The organism is Pseudomonas sp. SWRI22, assembly GCF_014268395.2.
Classification (GTDB): Bacteria; Pseudomonadota; Gammaproteobacteria; order Pseudomonadales; family Pseudomonadaceae; genus Aquipseudomonas; species Aquipseudomonas paracarnis.
In genome coordinates this window covers 71,149-86,229 of the sequence record NZ_JABWQK020000002.1, presented here as the reverse complement: position 1 = coordinate 86,229, position 15,081 = coordinate 71,149, and the positions used below count along the sequence as shown (strand labels likewise).

Below are 15,081 nucleotides of genomic sequence, written 5' to 3'. Positions count from 1 at the left end.
AGCTTGCAGCTTGGCACTTGCAGCTGAATTAATTTAGATGTTCGACGCGAATCCGGACTACCGGCCCAACTACGCCCTGAAGAGCTTCGAGAGCCTCGATGGCATCGTTGATGTGCTGTTCGAGCACGCGGTGGGTCAGCAGGATCATCGGCACCTGGCCGTTTTGCTCCTCGACTTCCTTCTGCATGATCGACTCGATGTTGATACCGCGCTCCGACAGGATGCTGGCTACCTGGGCCAACACGCCTGGATGGTCCTGGGCCTGGATGCGCAGGTAGTAGGCACTTTCGCAGGCTTCGATCGGCAGGATCGGGTGGGCCGACAGCGAGTCCGGCTGGAAGGCCAGGTGCGGCACGCGGTTTTCCGGGTCGCTGGTCATGGCGCGAACCACGTCCACCAGGTCGGCGATCACCGACGATGCGGTCGGCTCCATGCCGGCACCGGCGCCGTAGAACAAGGTAGAACCGGCGGCGTCGCCGTTGACCATCACCGCGTTCATCACACCATTGACGTTGGCGATCAGGCGGTCGGCCGGGATCAGCGTCGGGTGAACCCGCAACTCGATGCCCGCCGGGGTGCTGCGCGCCACGCCCAGGTGCTTGATACGGTAGCCCAGGGCTTCGGCATAGTTGACGTCGGCGGTGGTCAGCTTGGTGATGCCTTCGGTGTAGGCCTTGTCGAACTGCAGCGGGATACCAAAGGCGATGGAGGCCAGGATGGTCAGCTTGTGGGCGGCGTCGATGCCTTCCACGTCGAACGTCGGGTCGGCTTCGGCGTAACCCAGGGCCTGGGCTTCGGCCAGCACGTCTTCGAAGGTACGGCCCTTCTCGCGCATTTCGGTGAGGATGAAGTTACCGGTGCCGTTGATGATGCCGGCTACCCAGTTGATGCGGTTGGCGGACAGGCCTTCACGGATCGCCTTGATCACCGGGATACCACCGGCCACCGCGGCTTCGAACGCCACGATCACGCCCTTCTCGCGGGCCTTGGCGAAGATCTCGTTGCCGTGCACGGCGATCAGCGCCTTGTTGGCGGTGACCACGTGCTTGCCGTTCTCGATGGCCTTGAGCACCAGCTCGCGGGCCACGGTGTAGCCGCCTACCAGCTCGATAACGATATCGATCTCAGGGTTGGTGGCCACGGCGAACACATCGTTGGTAATCGCAATACCGGTCGTTTCGAACTGAGGCTTTGGCGAACGCGTGGCAATCTGCGCCACTTCAATCCCGCGACCTGCGCGGCGGGAAATTTCTTCAGCGTTACGCTGAAGTACGTTGAAGGTACCGCCACCGACGGTCCCTAACCCACAGATGCCTACTTTGACCGGTTTCACTGAAGAACTCCCCATGAAACGGCCGACGCTAGGTCGGCCGTGAAAACAGCCGCACAACTGCGGCTCTCAATTAATGACTCGCCGACGGTTCGGCGGGCCATGATCGTCAAAGGCTCAACGATAAATGCTTACTTGGCACCCAGTGCCAGTTTGGCAACTTGCGGCGCCGGCTGGTAGCCCGGAATCACCTGGCCGTCGGCCAAAACGATGGCCGGTGTACCGTTCACACCAATGGACTGGCCCAGGGCGAACTGCTTGGAAACCGGGTTGGCGCATTTGGCCGATTTGATTTCCTTGCCGTCGACCATCTTGTCCATGGCCGCTTTCTTGTCGGCCGAGCACCACACCGCCTGCAACTGCTCGTCACCCGGCGAACCCAGGCCCTGGCGCGGGAAGGCGACGTAGCGCACTTCCACGCCCAGCTTGTTCAGTGCCGGGATTTCAGCGTGCAGCTTGTGGCAGTACGGGCAGGTGGTGTCGGTGAACACGGTGATATGGGTCTTGGTTTCGCCAATGGCGGGGTAAACCACGGTTTCAGCCACCGGGATGCCGTTGATCAGCTTCGACACGCCCAGGCGCTCGGCCTTCTCGGTCAGGTTGACCGGCTTGCCATCCTTGAGCTGGAACAGGTAGCCCTGGACGATGTACTGGCCATCGGCGCTGGCGTACAGCACACGGCTGCCCTTGAGCTTGACTTCATACAGGCCGGCCATGGGGCTGGCGCTGATGCTTTCAATAGGCGTGTCGAGCGCCAGGTTGGCCAGGCTCTTGCGAATGGTTTGCTCGGCCGCATCATCGGCGACCGCAAAGGTGGAAACCAACGCAATGGCTGCGGCGGCAATAATCTGGGTCAAGCGCATGGGAACTCCTGAAGGCAGAGGCAGGGACGGGAGCAGAATACAGATCTGGAACACAACGGGTGCCGTCCCCTTTGCGAACCGGCAAAGCCTACCACAGTTGGGCGGGAGGGCAGACCGCGACAGCTAAAATGGGCCATTTCTGACGGTTTTATCCGCGCGGGTGGTGCTTGGCGTGCATGTCCTGCAAACGTGCGCGTGCCACATGGGTGTAGATCTGGGTTGTGGATAAGTCGCTGTGCCCAAGCAGCATTTGCACCACGCGCAAATCCGCACCGTGGTTGAGCAAGTGGGTGGCGAACGCATGGCGCAAGGTGTGGGGCGACAGCGCCTTGCCGATCCCGGCCACTTTGGCCTGGTGCTTGATGCGGTGCCAGAAGGTCTGGCGGGTCATCTGCTCGCCGCGCTGGCTGGGGAACAGCACGTCGCTGGGGCGCCCACCCAGCAGTTCGTGGCGCGCATCGCGCATGTAGCGCTCGACCCACACAATCGCCTCCTCGCCCATCGGCACCAGCCGCTCCTTGCTGCCCTTGCCCATCACGCGCAACACGCCCTGGCGCAGGTTGACCTGTTCCAGGGTCAGGCTGATCAGTTCGGTGACGCGCAGGCCGCAGGCATACAGCACCTCCAGCATGGCACGGTCGCGCTGGCCGATGGCTTCGCTCAGGTCCGGGGCCGCGAGCAAGGCATCGACGTCGGCTTCCGACAGGGATTTGGGCAACGGCCTGCCGAGTTGCGGCATGTCGATTTGCAGGGTCGGGTCGACGGCAATGAGTTTTTCCCGCAGCAGATAGCGATAAAAGCCACGCACGCCGGAGAGGAATCGCGCAGTGGAGCGCGGTTTGTAGTTCTGCTCCAGGCGCCAGGCCAGGTGATCGAGGATCAACTCGCGCCCGGCATTGATCAGTTCGAGGTTTTTCTCCTGCAGCCAGCCGTTGAACAGCGCCAGGTCGCTGCGGTACGCCTGGCGTGTGTTGTCCGACAGGCCTTTTTCCAACCAGAGGGCGTCGAGGAAGCGGTCGATCAGGGGATGGTCAATGGCAGGCATGGGCACTCAAGCGACTTAGCACAAGGCAATACGCGTATTATTTAAGGAACTGTGACAAGAGCCATTAGTCTTTCATAGCCCGCTATTTCAAGGAACAGGAAGCTTTAATGAACGAACAACAGATTTTGTTGGCTTTTGGCGGCATTGGCGTGGCCGCACTCGGCTGCCAGTGGCTGGCCTGGCGCCTGAAACTGCCGGCGATTCTGTTTCTTCTGCTGAGCGGGATTCTGGCAGGGCCGATACTCGGATGGCTCGACCCGCAAGAAATGTTCGGCCCTCTGTTGATGCCGTTGGTGTCGTTGGCAGTGGCGCTGATCCTGTTTGAGGGCAGCCTGACCCTGCACCTGTCGGAATGGAAGGAAATCGGCAGCGTCGTCCACCGGCTGGTCACCGTCGGCGCCCTCTCGACCTGGGCGGTGATCACCCTGGCCACCCACTGGCTGCTGGGTTTCGACTGGATGCTGGCACTGCTGTTCGGCACCCTGACACTGGTCACCGGCCCAACCGTGATCGTGCCCATGTTGCGTGTGGTGCGTCCCAAAGCCTCCATCGCCAATATCCTGCGCTGGGAAGGCATCGTCATCGACCCGATTGGCGCACTGCTGGCGGTAGTGGTGTATAGCTTCATCATCGCCAGTGCGTCGGGCGATGGTTTGAGCCACAGCCTGCTGACCTTCGGCGGCGTCATCCTCTGCGGCAGCCTGTTCGGCATCGCCGGTGGCTGGGTACTGGGGCAGATCATGCGCCGCCAGTGGTTGCCGGAATACCTGCACAACCTGGCGACACTGGCGGGCGTGCTGGGTATCTTCATCGCTTCCAACCAAGTGATGCATGAGTCCGGCCTGCTGGCGGTCACGCTGATGGGCATGTGGATGGCGAATATGAAGGGCGTGGATGTACGGCACATCCTGCACTTCAAGGAAAACCTCAGTGTGTTGCTGATTTCCGGGCTGTTTATCCTGCTGGCGGCACGCCTGGACCTGAACGCCATGATCGCCCTGGGCCCGTTCGTGTTGATCCTGCTGTTGATCATCCAATTCATTGCACGCCCGTTGAACGTGGCGCTTTCGACCTTTGGCTCGGGGTTGAACTGGCGCGAGCGCGCACTGCTGGCCTGGATCGCCCCACGGGGCATTGTGGCGGCGGCGGTGTCAGCGATCTTTGCGATCCGTCTGGATGAGGCTGGCCACGAAGGCGCGTTGTTGCTCGTTCCGCTAACCTTCGCGGTGATCATCGGCACCGTGGTGCTGCAAAGCGCCACGGCACGCCCCTTGGCCCGCCTGCTCAAAGTCGCTGAGCCGGCGCCTAGCGGCTTCCTGATCGTGGGTGCGAACAGCCCGGCGCGAGCACTCGGCAAGGCGTTGCAGCAATTGGGCAGCCGCGTGTTGCTGACGGATTCCAGCTGGGAAAACATCCGCGCCAGTCGTATGGAAGGCTTGCCTACGTACTTCGGCAACCCGGCCTCCCAGCATGCCGAATCCCATCTGGACCTGGTCGGCCTGGGGCATCTGCTCGCCCTCTCGCCTTCTGGCGAACTGAATGCCTTGGCCACCATGCGTTTTCGCCATGACTTCGGCCATCGCCTGTTCGCCCTGGCCAGCAGCCAGGAAAACCGTCGCACCGACAAGCACAAGGCCAGCCATGAACACCGTGGCCATTTGCTGGGCAGCCAACCTTTGAGCTACACCAAACTGGCCAGCCTGTTGGGCCAGGGCGCCGAACTGTATAGCACCAACCTCACCGACGGCTTTGGCTGGGAGCAGTACCAGGCGTTGCACGGCGAGCGGGCTACCTTGCTGTTTGCCCGGGACACCAGCGGCTGGGTGCATGTGGTCTCGCCCGAGAGCAATTTGAAGCCTGTAGCGGGCTGGACCTTGCTGGCGGTCATTCAACCGCAGGCCAGCACCACCGAGTAATCAGTCAACAAAGCCAGGCAGTACCGGGACAGGGCGTTTATCTGCGTCAATCGCGACGAAGCTGAACACGCCCTGGATCGCCTTTTCACGGCCATCAGCGCTCATGCTCTCGACGAACACTTCAACCTCGACCTTGAGGCTGGTGTTGCCGACCTTGATCACCCGACCGATCAGCTCAACGATAGAGCCGGCCGGGATCGCGTGGTTGAAGTCGATACGGTCGGTGGAGACTGTCACCAAAGGTAAGCGACAGAAACGCGTGGCGGTGATGAACGACACTTCGTCCATCCATGCCAGGGCAGTGCCGCCGAACAGGGTGTTGTGATGGTTGGTGGTGGGCGGGAACACGGCCTTGGTCACGTGGGTGACGGACAGGTCGGTGCGGCGCTGGATTTCTTCGAGACGGGTGGTCATGGTCAATACCGGCATTTCGAGACGGGTGGTCATGGTCAATACCGGCATATAGGCAAATTTCAGGCACAAAAAAGCAGCCCGTAGGCTGCTTTTTTCTGCATCGGGAAGCTGGACTTAAGCCAGTTTTTCCTTGATGCGAGCTGCTTTACCGGACAGGTCACGCAGGTAGTACAGCTTGGCTTTACGTACGTCACCGCGACGCTTGACGGCCATGCTGTCGATTTGCGGGCTGTAGGTCTGGAAAGTACGCTCTACGCCAACACCGTTGGAGATTTTACGAACAGTGAAAGCACTGTTCACACCACGGTTACGCTTGGCGATTACCACGCCTTCGAACGCTTGCAGACGCGAACGGTCGCCTTCCTTCACTTTCACCTGAACGACAATGGTGTCGCCCGGGGCAAAGGTAGGGATCTCTTTGGTCATCTGCTCTGCTTCGAGTGCAAGGATGATTTTGTTAGTCATGCTGTGCTCCTAAGGTAAGTCAATGGACCTACCATCGATACGTTGTTAACTATCGTCCCGCGCGAGGATGTATTCCTCGAGCAGCTTCTTCTCTTCTCCAGAAAGCGAGCGGCTTTCCAGAAGATCGGCGCGTCGTTCATAGGTCCGACCAAGGGACTGCTGTAAACGCCAACGCCGGATGTGTGCGTGATTGCCACTTAGCAATACGTCGGGAACACGCTGATCCACATACACCTCCGGACGGGTGTAGTGCGGGCAATCCAGCAAACCATCCGTGAAGGAATCTTCCTCCGCGGAGTCCGCATGCCCTAAAGCTCCGGGCAGCAGTCGTGTAACCGCATCTATCAGGACCATCGCCGGCAGCTCGCCGCCAGACAGGACATAGTCCCCAATCGACCACTCTTCATCGACATGAGCTTCAATAAAACGCTCGTCAATGCCTTCATAGCGACCGGCAATCAGGATCAAACTTTCCTCATTCGCCAGTTCGCGTACCGCCGCCTGTTTCAGCTGACGGCCTTGAGGGGACAGGTAAATTACCTTCGCCTTCTCCCCGGCAGCTGCCTTGGCCTGAACCAACGCGTCTTCCAGGGGCTTGATCTTCATCACCATGCCCGGGCCACCGCCAAATGGGCGATCGTCCACAGTGTGATGTCGATCCGTCGTGTAGTCTCGCGGGTTCCAACAGGTGAGCTGCAACAGCCCCTGTTTCACCGCCCGACTGGTGATGCCGTACTCGCTGATGGCGGAAAACATCTCGGGAAACAAACTGATCACTTCAATGCGCAAATTAGCCACGCTTAGAAGTCCGCGTCCCATTCCACCTTCATCTCGCCCGCGGCCAGGTCGACGGTCAACACGCATTGCTCGGTATAGGGCAACAGGCGTTCACGGTCATCCAGGCTGCCAGCGCAAGGCTTGACCACCATTACATCATTGGCGCCGGTTTCCAGAAGATGATCGATTTTCCCCAGCAATTGCCCGAGTTGATCAATAACCTTCAGACCTTCCAGCTGGTACCAGTAGTACTCGCCGTCGGTCAATTCAGGGAACAGGTTGCGCGGCACGCAGATCTCATAACCGGCCAGAAGACGAGCTTCTTCACGATCATCAAGACCCTTGAGCTTTGCGACCAGGAACTTGTCGCTCCCGCGTCCACTGACCAGCTCGACCTGTTTCACACTCCCTTCGCGCTTGAGCGTCCAGGTTTTGTACTGCAACAGGTTTTCAGTCGGATCAGTAAAGGAATACACCTTCACTTCGCCGCGAACGCCATGAACAGAGTAAATCTTGCCGATAACGATCAAATCATCAGCAACAGCTGGCGTCGCGTTCATATTGCTCAGGCTGCGGCCTTAGCCGAGTCCTTCAACAGTTTTGCAACGCGCTCGGATGGCTGTGCGCCAACGCTCAGCCAGTAGGCTACGCGCTCTTGGTTCACGGACAGACGAACTTCTTGACCACGAGCAACAGGGTTGAAGAAACCAACCTGTTCCTTGTGCGAACCGTCACGCGGGTTGCGGCTGTCGGTTACGGTCAAGTGGTAAAACGGGCGCTTTTTGGAGCCGCCAAGGGCAAGACGGATTGTTAGCATGTGAACATCGTTCCTGTAGTCGGTGCTGCAAATCTAAATGCACAGCGGGCATAGGTGCCCGAAAGGCCGCATATTCTAAGGAATATCCGGACTTTTGCAAATGTCTTTTTCTGGCGCCTATCAGCGTGCCATTCAGATCTGCTATAGAGCCGTCGGTTAAAACGGCGAGTCAGCGCCCGCCAACGGCGGGTTTGCTGGAGATCCCACATCCCTGTGGGTCGGAGCGGGAGCTGGGCTCCCACTCGAATACTTTACATTTTAGGCATGCCGCCGCCGGGCAACATACCGCCCATGCCGCGCATCATCTTGGCCATACCGCCCTTGGCGGAGAATTTCTTCATCATCTTCTGCATCTGCTTGTGCTGCTTGATCAAGCGACCGATGTCCTGCACCTGGGTGCCGGAACCCATGGCGATCCGGCGCTTGCGCGAACCGCTGATCAGCTCAGGGTCGCGGCGCTCGGCCGGGGTCATGGAGTTGATGATGGCTTCCATCTGCTTGAACTGTTTCTCTGCCGCGCCCTGGGCGTTGCCCATTTGCGCCAGGTTCACACCGCCGATGTTGGGCAGCTTGTCCATCAGGCCGCCGAGGCCGCCCATGTTCTTCATCTGTTGCAGCTGGTCGCGGAAGTCTTCGAGATCGAAGCCCTTGCCCTTCTTCAGCTTCTTGGCCAGTTTGTCGGCCTTGTCCTTGTCGAGCGTGGCTTCGGCCTGCTCGATCAGGCTGAGCACGTCACCCATGCCAAGAATGCGCGAGGCGATACGCTCAGGGTGGAACGGCTCGAGCGCTTCGCTCTTCTCGCCCATACCGATGAACTTGATCGGCTTGCCAGTAATGGCACGTACCGACAGCGCGGCACCGCCACGGGCGTCGCCGTCGACCTTGGTGAGGATCACGCCGGTCAGCGGCAGTGCGTCACCAAAAGCCTTGGCGGTGTTGGCCGCATCCTGGCCAGTCATGGCGTCGACCACGAACAGGGTCTCGACCGGGTTGATCGCGGCATGCAGCGCCTTGATCTCGCCCATCATCTCTTCGTCGATGTGCAGGCGACCGGCGGTATCGACGATGACCACGTCGATGAACTTGAGCTTGGCTTCTTTAATAGCCGCGTTGGCGATGTCGACCGGCTTCTGGCTCAGGTCGGACGGGAAGAAGGTCACGCCCACTTCGCCCGCGAGCATTTCCAACTGCTTGATGGCCGCCGGACGGTACACGTCGGCCGATACCACCATCACGGATTTCTTCTTGCGCTCTTTGAGGAAGCGCGCCAGTTTGCCGGCGGTGGTGGTTTTACCCGCACCTTGCAGGCCCGCCATCAGCACGACGGCTGGCGGCACGGCACTGAGGTTCAGGTCTTCGTTGGCCGCGCCCATCAGGCTTTCGAGTTCGGCCTGGACGATCTTCACAAAGGCCTGGCCCGGCGTCAGGCTGCGGGACACTTCGGTGCCGACCGCACGTTCCTTGACCGAGTTGACGAAGTCCTTCACCACCGGCAAAGCCACGTCGGCTTCCAGCAACGCCATGCGCACTTCACGCAGGGTGTCTTTAATATTGTCCTCGGTCAGCTTGGCCTTGCCGGTAACGTGGCGCAGCGTCTGCGAGAGACGGTCAGTCAAGTTTTCAAACATGCGCGATCCTTTCAGGCCCTATTCATCGAAATGCAGGTAGACCGAGGTAATGGCGGCCCAGGCTGGGGGAAATCGCTATTAAAAACAGCGTTCGCCGAGCCTGCGGCGTGGGCAGGTCGCGGATTATAGCGAAGACTGCGCCCATGCACACCCGCTGTCTGGCCCGGGAGTCTTTCGTGCAACGCAGGTGTGTGCCAAACTCAACGCCTTTCGGGCTTGCCTACCAGGATTTATGCTCCCCTTGTCACCCAGTTTGCTACCCAGCCTCGCCGCCGCCATTTTGTATGCCGCTGCGACTCTCTATCAGGGCACTCGTCTGGCCCAAGGCACCAAAGCGGACAAACGTCTGCTCGTCGGCCTTGGCGTGCTGGCCCTGCTGGCCCATGCCGCCAGCCTGTTCACCCACCTGATGACCCCGGTCGGCCTGGGCCTGGACTTTTTCAGCGCCGCCAGCCTGATCGCCGCGGCCGTCATCGCGCTGACGCTGCTGGCCTGCTACCGGATTCCGGTGGAGAACCTGCTGGTGCTGCTATTCCCCCTGGGAATGCTCACGGTGCTGCTGGCGCAGTTCACCCCTACTGGCACCGTACAGGTGATCGACGAGGAGCCGGGCATCCTTGCCCACATCCTGTTGTCGATCCTCGCCTACGGCATGTTCACCATCGCGGTGTTCCAGGCCCTGCTCCTGCTGCTGCAGGATCACCAGCTCAAGCACAAGCACCCGTCCGGGTTGATCAAGAACTTCCCGCCGCTGCAAACCATGGAAAGCCTGCTGTTCGGGTTCCTGTGGGCCGGCTGGACCCTGCTGTCGCTGTCGCTGATCTCAGGCTGGCTGTTCGTCGAAAACCTGTTTGCCCAACACCTGGTCCATAAAACCTTGCTGGCGTGCCTGGCCTGGGTCGTGTTCAGCGTGCTGCTGTGGGGGCGCAACCGCCTCGGCTGGCGAGGGCACAAGGCCATCCGCTGGACCCTGGCCGGTTTCTGCCTGTTGATGCTGGCCTATTTCGGCAGCAAGCTGGTTCGCGAATACATCCTGCATATCTGACGGGCAGTGATCATGGACAACTTGCCCTTAGGGCCGATGCTCGCCGTAATTGCCCTGCTGATTCTATGGGCAGCACTGTTTACCGCCATTGAAGCCGCACAACAACACCTGCTGGCCCTACGCCCTGGCACACGCCAGGGCGACAAGGCAGCCGCACGCCTGAGCTTCCCGCGCCATAGCCTGATCCTGTGCAACAGCCTGTGCCGCGCCGCCGTGGTGATTCTCTGCACCCTGTTGGCGATCTATGCCTGGGCAGAGAACGGGCCCTGGCTAGGCTGGCTGATTTCCTGCGCAGGGCTGCTGGTGCTGGCCGACTACCTGCCCCGTACCCTGGCTACCCGTCACCCCCAAGCAGTGCTGGGCTTTGGCAATACATTGCTGGGCGTGCCGCTGAAAATCCTTTACCCGCTGGCCTGGCTGCTCAATGGCATCAGCCAGCTGTTATTGCGCCCGTTTGCGCGCAAATCCGGCGTGGTGAAAAACAGCGACGAGCCCCTGCCCGACCATGATGACGACCCAGAGCCCGACACCGACGCCGACCGCACTCCCGGCCTGCCCGGTATCCATGCCCTGGACAACATCACGGTCAACGACATCCTGGTGCCGCGCAGCGAAGTGGACGGCATCAACCTTGATGAGTCGATAGAAGACATCATCGAACAGTTGCGCACCTCGCCGCGCACCCGCCTGCCCGTGTTCCACAGCGACATCAACCAGGTGCAGGCCGTGCTCAATACCCGGCAGGTCCAACACCTGCTGCCCGACGCCAGCCTGACCAAAGAGGCCCTGCTCGCCGCCTGCCACGAGCCTTACTTCGTGCCGGAAAGCACGCCGTTGCAGCTGCAACTGCTGAACTTCCACAAACAACAGCGGCGCCTGGGCATGGTGGTGGACGAGTACGGTGAAGTGCTGGGCATCGTCACCCTGGAAGATATTCTGGAAGAGATCGTCGGCGAATTCGAAAGCGATCAGGCGGTGGATAACCCGCATATCGAAGCCCAGCCCGATGGCCGCTACATCATCGATGGTGCAGCCTCGATCCGCGAACTGAACAAGAGCCTGGGCTGGCATCTGCCCAGCGACGGCCCCAAGACCCTCAACGGCCTAGTGACCGAGGCGCTGGAAACCATTCCCGATTGCGCGGTCTGCCTGAAAGTCGGCCGCTATCGCCTGGAAATCCTCGAGACCGAAGACAACCGGGTGAGCAAAGTATTGATCTGGCATACCAGCCACGTGCCAGTCGCTGCCTGACCTCAGCAGGCTCAACCCGGTCAATGTGGGAGCTGGCTTGCCTGCGATGCAGGCGACTCGGTCCTTCAGTTGAACCGAGGTGATGCTATCGCAGGCAAGCCAGCTCCCACATTGATCCAGTTCCAGGCCATAGATCCTCACCAGCCCCTTGTTGGATCCTTAGCCCCCTTCCTATAATCCCAGCGGCTTACCCAAGCCCCGCCCGACCGCGTGCTACCCGCACCCAGCGTGTCCTGGCACCGCCTTACCATGTCCGACCGGTGTTTGCTCCCATCCCGAGCCGCCCCGCGCACAGCCCTGATCCATGGGTGTTCGACCAATAATAATCCGCGTCCAAACGCGCAATAACCGTCAGGGATAACGTCATGAGCACCACCTACCAAGAGGCTGCGAGCGCCGCACCTGCCAACTCGACCGCCCGCGTCGCCACCGCGAGCATCGTCGGCACCGCCATTGAGTTCTACGATTTCTACATCTACGCCACGGCTGCCGCCCTGGTGATTGGCCCGGTGTTCTTCCCACAGACCTCCGGCACCGCGCAGATGCTGGCATCGTTCCTGACCTTCGGTATCGCTTTTATCGCCCGCCCTCTGGGGTCGGCGTTGTTCGGTCACTTCGGTGACCGTATCGGCCGTAAATCAACCCTGGTGGCTTCACTGCTACTGATGGGTGTATGTACTACCCTGATCGGCTTGCTGCCGGGCTACGACAGCATCGGTGCCTGGGCACCGATTCTCTTGTGTGTCTTGCGTTTCGGCCAAGGCCTCGGCCTGGGTGGAGAATGGGGCGGCGCGGCCTTGCTGGCGACCGAGAATGCCCCCAAGGGCAAGCGCGCCTGGTTCGGCATGTTCCCGCAACTGGGCCCGTCGATAGGCTTCCTGGCGGCCAACGGCTTGTTCCTGATTTTGGCCATGAGCCTGAATGACGAGCAATTTCGCAGCTGGGGCTGGCGCATTCCGTTCATCCTCAGCGCCGCGCTGGTGATGGTGGGCCTGTATGCACGCCTCAAGTTGCATGAGACGCCGGTGTTCGCCAATGCAGTAGCCAAGGAAAAACCAGTGAAAGTGCCGCTGGTAGAACTGTTCAGCCAGCATTGGCTGCCGGTACTGCTGGGCGCCGCGTCGATGGTGGTGTGCTACGCGCTGTTCTATATCACCACGGCGTTTTCGTTGAGCTACGGCGTTTCCACCTTGGGCTACAGCCGTGAAACCTTCCTCGGCCTGCTGTGTTTCGCGGTGCTGTTCATGGGGCTGGCGACACCGCTGGCCGCCCTGGCCAGTGATCGCTACGGGCGCAAGCCGGTGCTGATTGTAGGCGCGGTCCTGGCGATTCTGTCGGGCTTTACCATGGAGCCGCTGCTGACCCATGGCTCGACCTGGGCCGTGGCGCTGTTTCTGGCGTTGGAGCTGTTTTTGATGGGCGTGACCTTCGCACCGATGGGCGCGCTGCTGCCAGAACTGTTCCCGACCCGCGTGCGTTATACCGGTGCATCGGCAGCGTATAACCTGGGTGGGATCGTGGGGGCCTCGGCGGCGCCGTTCTTCGCGACCAAGCTGGTGGCGATGGGTGGTTTGAGTTATGTCGGGGGATATGTATCGGCGGCAGCGTTGCTGAGCTTGATTGCGGTGCTGTGCCTGAAAGAGACGCGGGATAACGACTTGAACAAGGTCGCCTGACCCCATGCTCGTTCCCACGCTCTGCGTGGGAATGCAGTTAGGGACGCTCTGCGTCCCCAAGCGCGACGCAGAGCGTCACAAGAGGCATTCCCACGCAAAGCGTGGGGACGAGCGTGGCGGCCTAGAGCTCTACAACAACTGCTTGGGAAGCACGGGTCGCCTTGGCCCGAGCTGCTTCAATCGACTCATCCCGCGCCAGTGCCACGCCCATGCGGCGCTGGCCATTCACTTCAGGTTTGCCAAACAGACGCAACGCCGTATCCGGCTCGCTCAACGCAGCGCCGAGGTTGGCAAAGGCCGTCTGGGTCGACTGCCCTTCCACCAGGATCACCGCAGACGCCGAAGGCCCGAACTGACGGATCAACGGGATCGGCAGGCCGAGAATGGCGCGCGCGTGCAAGGCAAACTGCGACAGGTCCTGGGAAATCAGGGTCACCAAACCAGTGTCATGGGGGCGCGGCGACACTTCGCTGAACCACACTTGATCGCCCTTGATGAACAATTCCACGCCAAACAATCCACGGCCACCCAAGGCTTCGGTCACGGCTTTTGCAACACGCTCGGATTCCGCCAAGGCAACGGGGCTCATGGCCTGTGGCTGCCAGGATTCCTGATAGTCGCCCTTCTCCTGACGATGGCCAACCGGCGCGCAGAACGTGGTGCCGCCGATGTGGCGTACGGTCAGCAGTGTGATTTCGTAGTCGAAATCGATAAAGCCTTCGATGATCACCCGGCCCTTGCCGGCACGCCCGCCCTCTTGGGCGTAGTCCCAGGCTTTCTGCACGTCGTCGGCGCTGCGCAACAGGCTCTGGCCCTTGCCCGACGAACTCATCACCGGCTTGACCACGCACGGAAAGCCCAGGTCCTGGACGGCCTTACTGTAGTCTTCGAAGGTGTCGGCGAAGTGGTACGGCGAGGTCGGCAGGTCCAGCTCTTCGGCGGCCAGGCGACGGATGCCTTCACGGTTCATGGTCAGCGACGTGGCGCGGGCGGTCGGAATGACGGTAAAGCCTTCGGCCTCCAGCTCGACCAGGGTCGCGGTGGCGATGGCTTCGATTTCCGGCACGATAAAGTGCGGCTTCTCCGCCTCGATGACCGCACGCAGCGCGGCTCCGTCGAGCATGTTGATCACATGGCTACGGTGCGCCACCTGCATGGCCGGCGCGTTGGCGTAGCGATCCACGGCAATCACTTCAACGCCCAGGCGTTGCAGTTCGATCACCACTTCCTTGCCCAGCTCACCGCAGCCACACAGCAAAACGCGGGTCGCGGTTGGCGACAATGGAGTTCCGATTCGGGTCATCTCAGGTCCTCAGGGGAGCGGATCATGGGGGAGAAAGGCGGGCATTTTACATGAACTGTAAAAATTGGCCTCAGTTGGCGACAGCCCGCCGGCGGATACGCCAGGCCATGATCAGCCAGACCACGGTGACACCGGCGAACTTGGATACCAACGCCGTGCCCGCCACCGCCGGCGTCAATGCGCCGATCAGGCCGAAAAAGATAAAGGTATCGAGGGGAATGCTCAGCGCCGAACTTATCCACAGGCGGTCATGCAGCGGGCGCTTGGTGATGCTGAACACCAGCCAGTCGATGCACTCGGACACCGCAAACGCCGTGGCACTGGCCAGGGCAATGGACGGGTCGGAGGTGATATAGGAGAGCACCAGCGCCGCGAGCATGGCGATGATTGCGCCGTGGCCGAAGCGGGTTTGCACCATGTCGCGCAGGATAAATACCAGGCCACCCCAGGCGGACCAGATGACGTCCAGGTGTGGGGCGGTGGAGAAGGCAAAGTTGATCAGCACGACACTGCTGATATAGGCGATCAGGAAAAACATGGAGGATGGACCT

Annotated in this window: 15 protein-coding genes; 4 read left to right on the top strand and 11 right to left on the bottom strand. The window is 60.7% G+C overall.

Features of this window, described 5'->3' with window-relative positions:
• Positions 1-28 precede the first annotated feature (28 nt).
• From HU730_RS17755 to xerD, 3 genes are all read right to left on the bottom strand, one after another.
• Entirely contained in the window at positions 29-1,333 is a 1,305-nt protein-coding gene (locus HU730_RS17755; protein WP_060763575.1) for a homoserine dehydrogenase, read from the bottom strand.
• A 128-nt stretch (positions 1,334-1,461) separates the two neighbouring features.
• Positions 1,462-2,193 (bottom strand): thioredoxin fold domain-containing protein, encoded by a 732-nt coding sequence (locus HU730_RS17750; protein ID WP_005791088.1) that lies wholly within the window; start codon positions 2,191-2,193, stop codon positions 1,462-1,464.
• 148 nt (positions 2,194-2,341) lie between these two features.
• A complete protein-coding gene (gene xerD / locus HU730_RS17745) occupies positions 2,342-3,238 on the bottom strand; it encodes a site-specific tyrosine recombinase XerD (protein ID WP_020301360.1) in 897 nt (298 codons plus the stop codon).
• 107 nt (positions 3,239-3,345) lie between these two features.
• Here xerD and HU730_RS17740 point away from each other — a divergent pair, with 107 nt between their 5' ends.
• On the top strand, positions 3,346-5,154 hold the full coding sequence (locus HU730_RS17740; RefSeq protein WP_054918316.1) for a sodium:proton antiporter: 1,809 nt from the start codon (positions 3,346-3,348) through the stop codon (positions 5,152-5,154).
• Here the strand turns inward: HU730_RS17740 and HU730_RS17735 are convergent, their stop codons facing one another.
• From HU730_RS17735 to ffh, 6 genes are all read right to left on the bottom strand, one after another.
• Positions 5,155-5,568, bottom strand: a complete 414-nt coding sequence (locus tag HU730_RS17735) for an acyl-CoA thioesterase (protein ID WP_003193963.1) — start codon at positions 5,566-5,568, stop codon at positions 5,155-5,157.
• Between the two features lie 114 nt (positions 5,569-5,682).
• A complete protein-coding gene (gene rplS / locus HU730_RS17730) occupies positions 5,683-6,033 on the bottom strand; it encodes a 50S ribosomal protein L19 (RefSeq protein WP_003175895.1) in 351 nt (116 codons plus the stop codon).
• A 45-nt stretch (positions 6,034-6,078) separates the two neighbouring features.
• A complete protein-coding gene (gene trmD / locus HU730_RS17725) occupies positions 6,079-6,852 on the bottom strand; it encodes a tRNA (guanosine(37)-N1)-methyltransferase TrmD (RefSeq protein WP_153475158.1) in 774 nt (257 codons plus the stop codon).
• Positions 6,834-7,370 (bottom strand): ribosome maturation factor RimM, encoded by a 537-nt coding sequence (gene rimM, locus HU730_RS17720; protein WP_034128640.1) that lies wholly within the window; start codon positions 7,368-7,370, stop codon positions 6,834-6,836. Before rimM ends, trmD begins: the two co-directional genes overlap by 19 nt.
• Positions 7,371-7,375: 5 nt before the next feature.
• Positions 7,376-7,627: a 30S ribosomal protein S16 gene (rpsP, locus tag HU730_RS17715; RefSeq protein ID WP_003175899.1), complete on the bottom strand. Its 252-nt coding sequence runs from the start codon at positions 7,625-7,627 to the stop codon at positions 7,376-7,378.
• Between the two features lie 251 nt (positions 7,628-7,878).
• A complete protein-coding gene (gene ffh, locus HU730_RS17710) occupies positions 7,879-9,255 on the bottom strand; it encodes a signal recognition particle protein (RefSeq protein ID WP_003193965.1) in 1,377 nt (458 codons plus the stop codon).
• Positions 9,256-9,496: 241 nt separating this feature from the next.
• Between ffh and ccsA the strand changes: the two genes are divergently transcribed.
• From ccsA to HU730_RS17695, 3 genes are all read left to right on the top strand, one after another.
• A complete protein-coding gene (ccsA, locus tag HU730_RS17705; RefSeq protein WP_169918754.1) occupies positions 9,497-10,300 on the top strand; it encodes a cytochrome c biogenesis protein CcsA in 804 nt (267 codons plus the stop codon).
• A gap of 12 nt (positions 10,301-10,312) precedes the next feature.
• On the top strand, positions 10,313-11,551 hold the full coding sequence (locus HU730_RS17700; RefSeq protein ID WP_054898904.1) for a transporter associated domain-containing protein: 1,239 nt from the start codon (positions 10,313-10,315) through the stop codon (positions 11,549-11,551).
• Positions 11,552-11,916: 365 nt separating this feature from the next.
• Positions 11,917-13,227, top strand: coding sequence for an MFS transporter (locus tag HU730_RS17695; RefSeq protein ID WP_003193968.1), 1,311 nt, complete (start codon positions 11,917-11,919; stop codon positions 13,225-13,227).
• Between the two features lie 121 nt (positions 13,228-13,348).
• Here HU730_RS17695 and purT read toward each other — a convergent pair whose 3' ends face one another.
• Positions 13,349-14,530: a formate-dependent phosphoribosylglycinamide formyltransferase gene (purT, locus tag HU730_RS17690; RefSeq protein WP_003193969.1), complete on the bottom strand. Its 1,182-nt coding sequence runs from the start codon at positions 14,528-14,530 to the stop codon at positions 13,349-13,351.
• A gap of 70 nt (positions 14,531-14,600) precedes the next feature.
• Positions 14,601-15,068, bottom strand: coding sequence for a preQ0 transporter (locus HU730_RS17685; protein WP_003193971.1), 468 nt, complete (start codon positions 15,066-15,068; stop codon positions 14,601-14,603).
• Positions 15,069-15,081: the final 13 nt, after the last annotated feature.

Excerpts from the sequence above, each read along its gene's own strand:
- HU730_RS17750 (WP_005791088.1), bottom strand. The coding sequence starts at position 2,193 with ATGCGCTTGACCCAGATTATTGCCGCCGCAGCCATTGCGTTGGTTTCC.
- xerD (WP_020301360.1), bottom strand. The coding sequence starts at position 3,238 with ATGCCTGCCATTGACCATCCCCTGATCGACCGCTTCCTCGACGCCCTC.
- HU730_RS17740 (WP_054918316.1), top strand. The coding sequence starts at position 3,346 with ATGAACGAACAACAGATTTTGTTGGCTTTTGGCGGCATTGGCGTGGCC.
- HU730_RS17735 (WP_003193963.1), bottom strand. The coding sequence starts at position 5,568 with ATGACCACCCGTCTCGAAGAAATCCAGCGCCGCACCGACCTGTCCGTC.
- rplS (WP_003175895.1), bottom strand. The coding sequence starts at position 6,033 with ATGACTAACAAAATCATCCTTGCACTCGAAGCAGAGCAGATGACCAAA.
- trmD (WP_153475158.1), bottom strand. The coding sequence starts at position 6,852 with ATGGGACGCGGACTTCTAAGCGTGGCTAATTTGCGCATTGAAGTGATC.
- rimM (WP_034128640.1), bottom strand. The coding sequence starts at position 7,370 with ATGAACGCGACGCCAGCTGTTGCTGATGATTTGATCGTTATCGGCAAG.
- rpsP (WP_003175899.1), bottom strand. The coding sequence starts at position 7,627 with ATGCTAACAATCCGTCTTGCCCTTGGCGGCTCCAAAAAGCGCCCGTTT.
- ffh (WP_003193965.1), bottom strand. The coding sequence starts at position 9,255 with ATGTTTGAAAACTTGACTGACCGTCTCTCGCAGACGCTGCGCCACGTT.
- HU730_RS17700 (WP_054898904.1), top strand. The coding sequence starts at position 10,313 with ATGGACAACTTGCCCTTAGGGCCGATGCTCGCCGTAATTGCCCTGCTG.
- HU730_RS17695 (WP_003193968.1), top strand. The coding sequence starts at position 11,917 with ATGAGCACCACCTACCAAGAGGCTGCGAGCGCCGCACCTGCCAACTCG.
- purT (WP_003193969.1), bottom strand. The coding sequence starts at position 14,530 with ATGACCCGAATCGGAACTCCATTGTCGCCAACCGCGACCCGCGTTTTG.
- HU730_RS17685 (WP_003193971.1), bottom strand. The coding sequence starts at position 15,068 with ATGTTTTTCCTGATCGCCTATATCAGCAGTGTCGTGCTGATCAACTTT.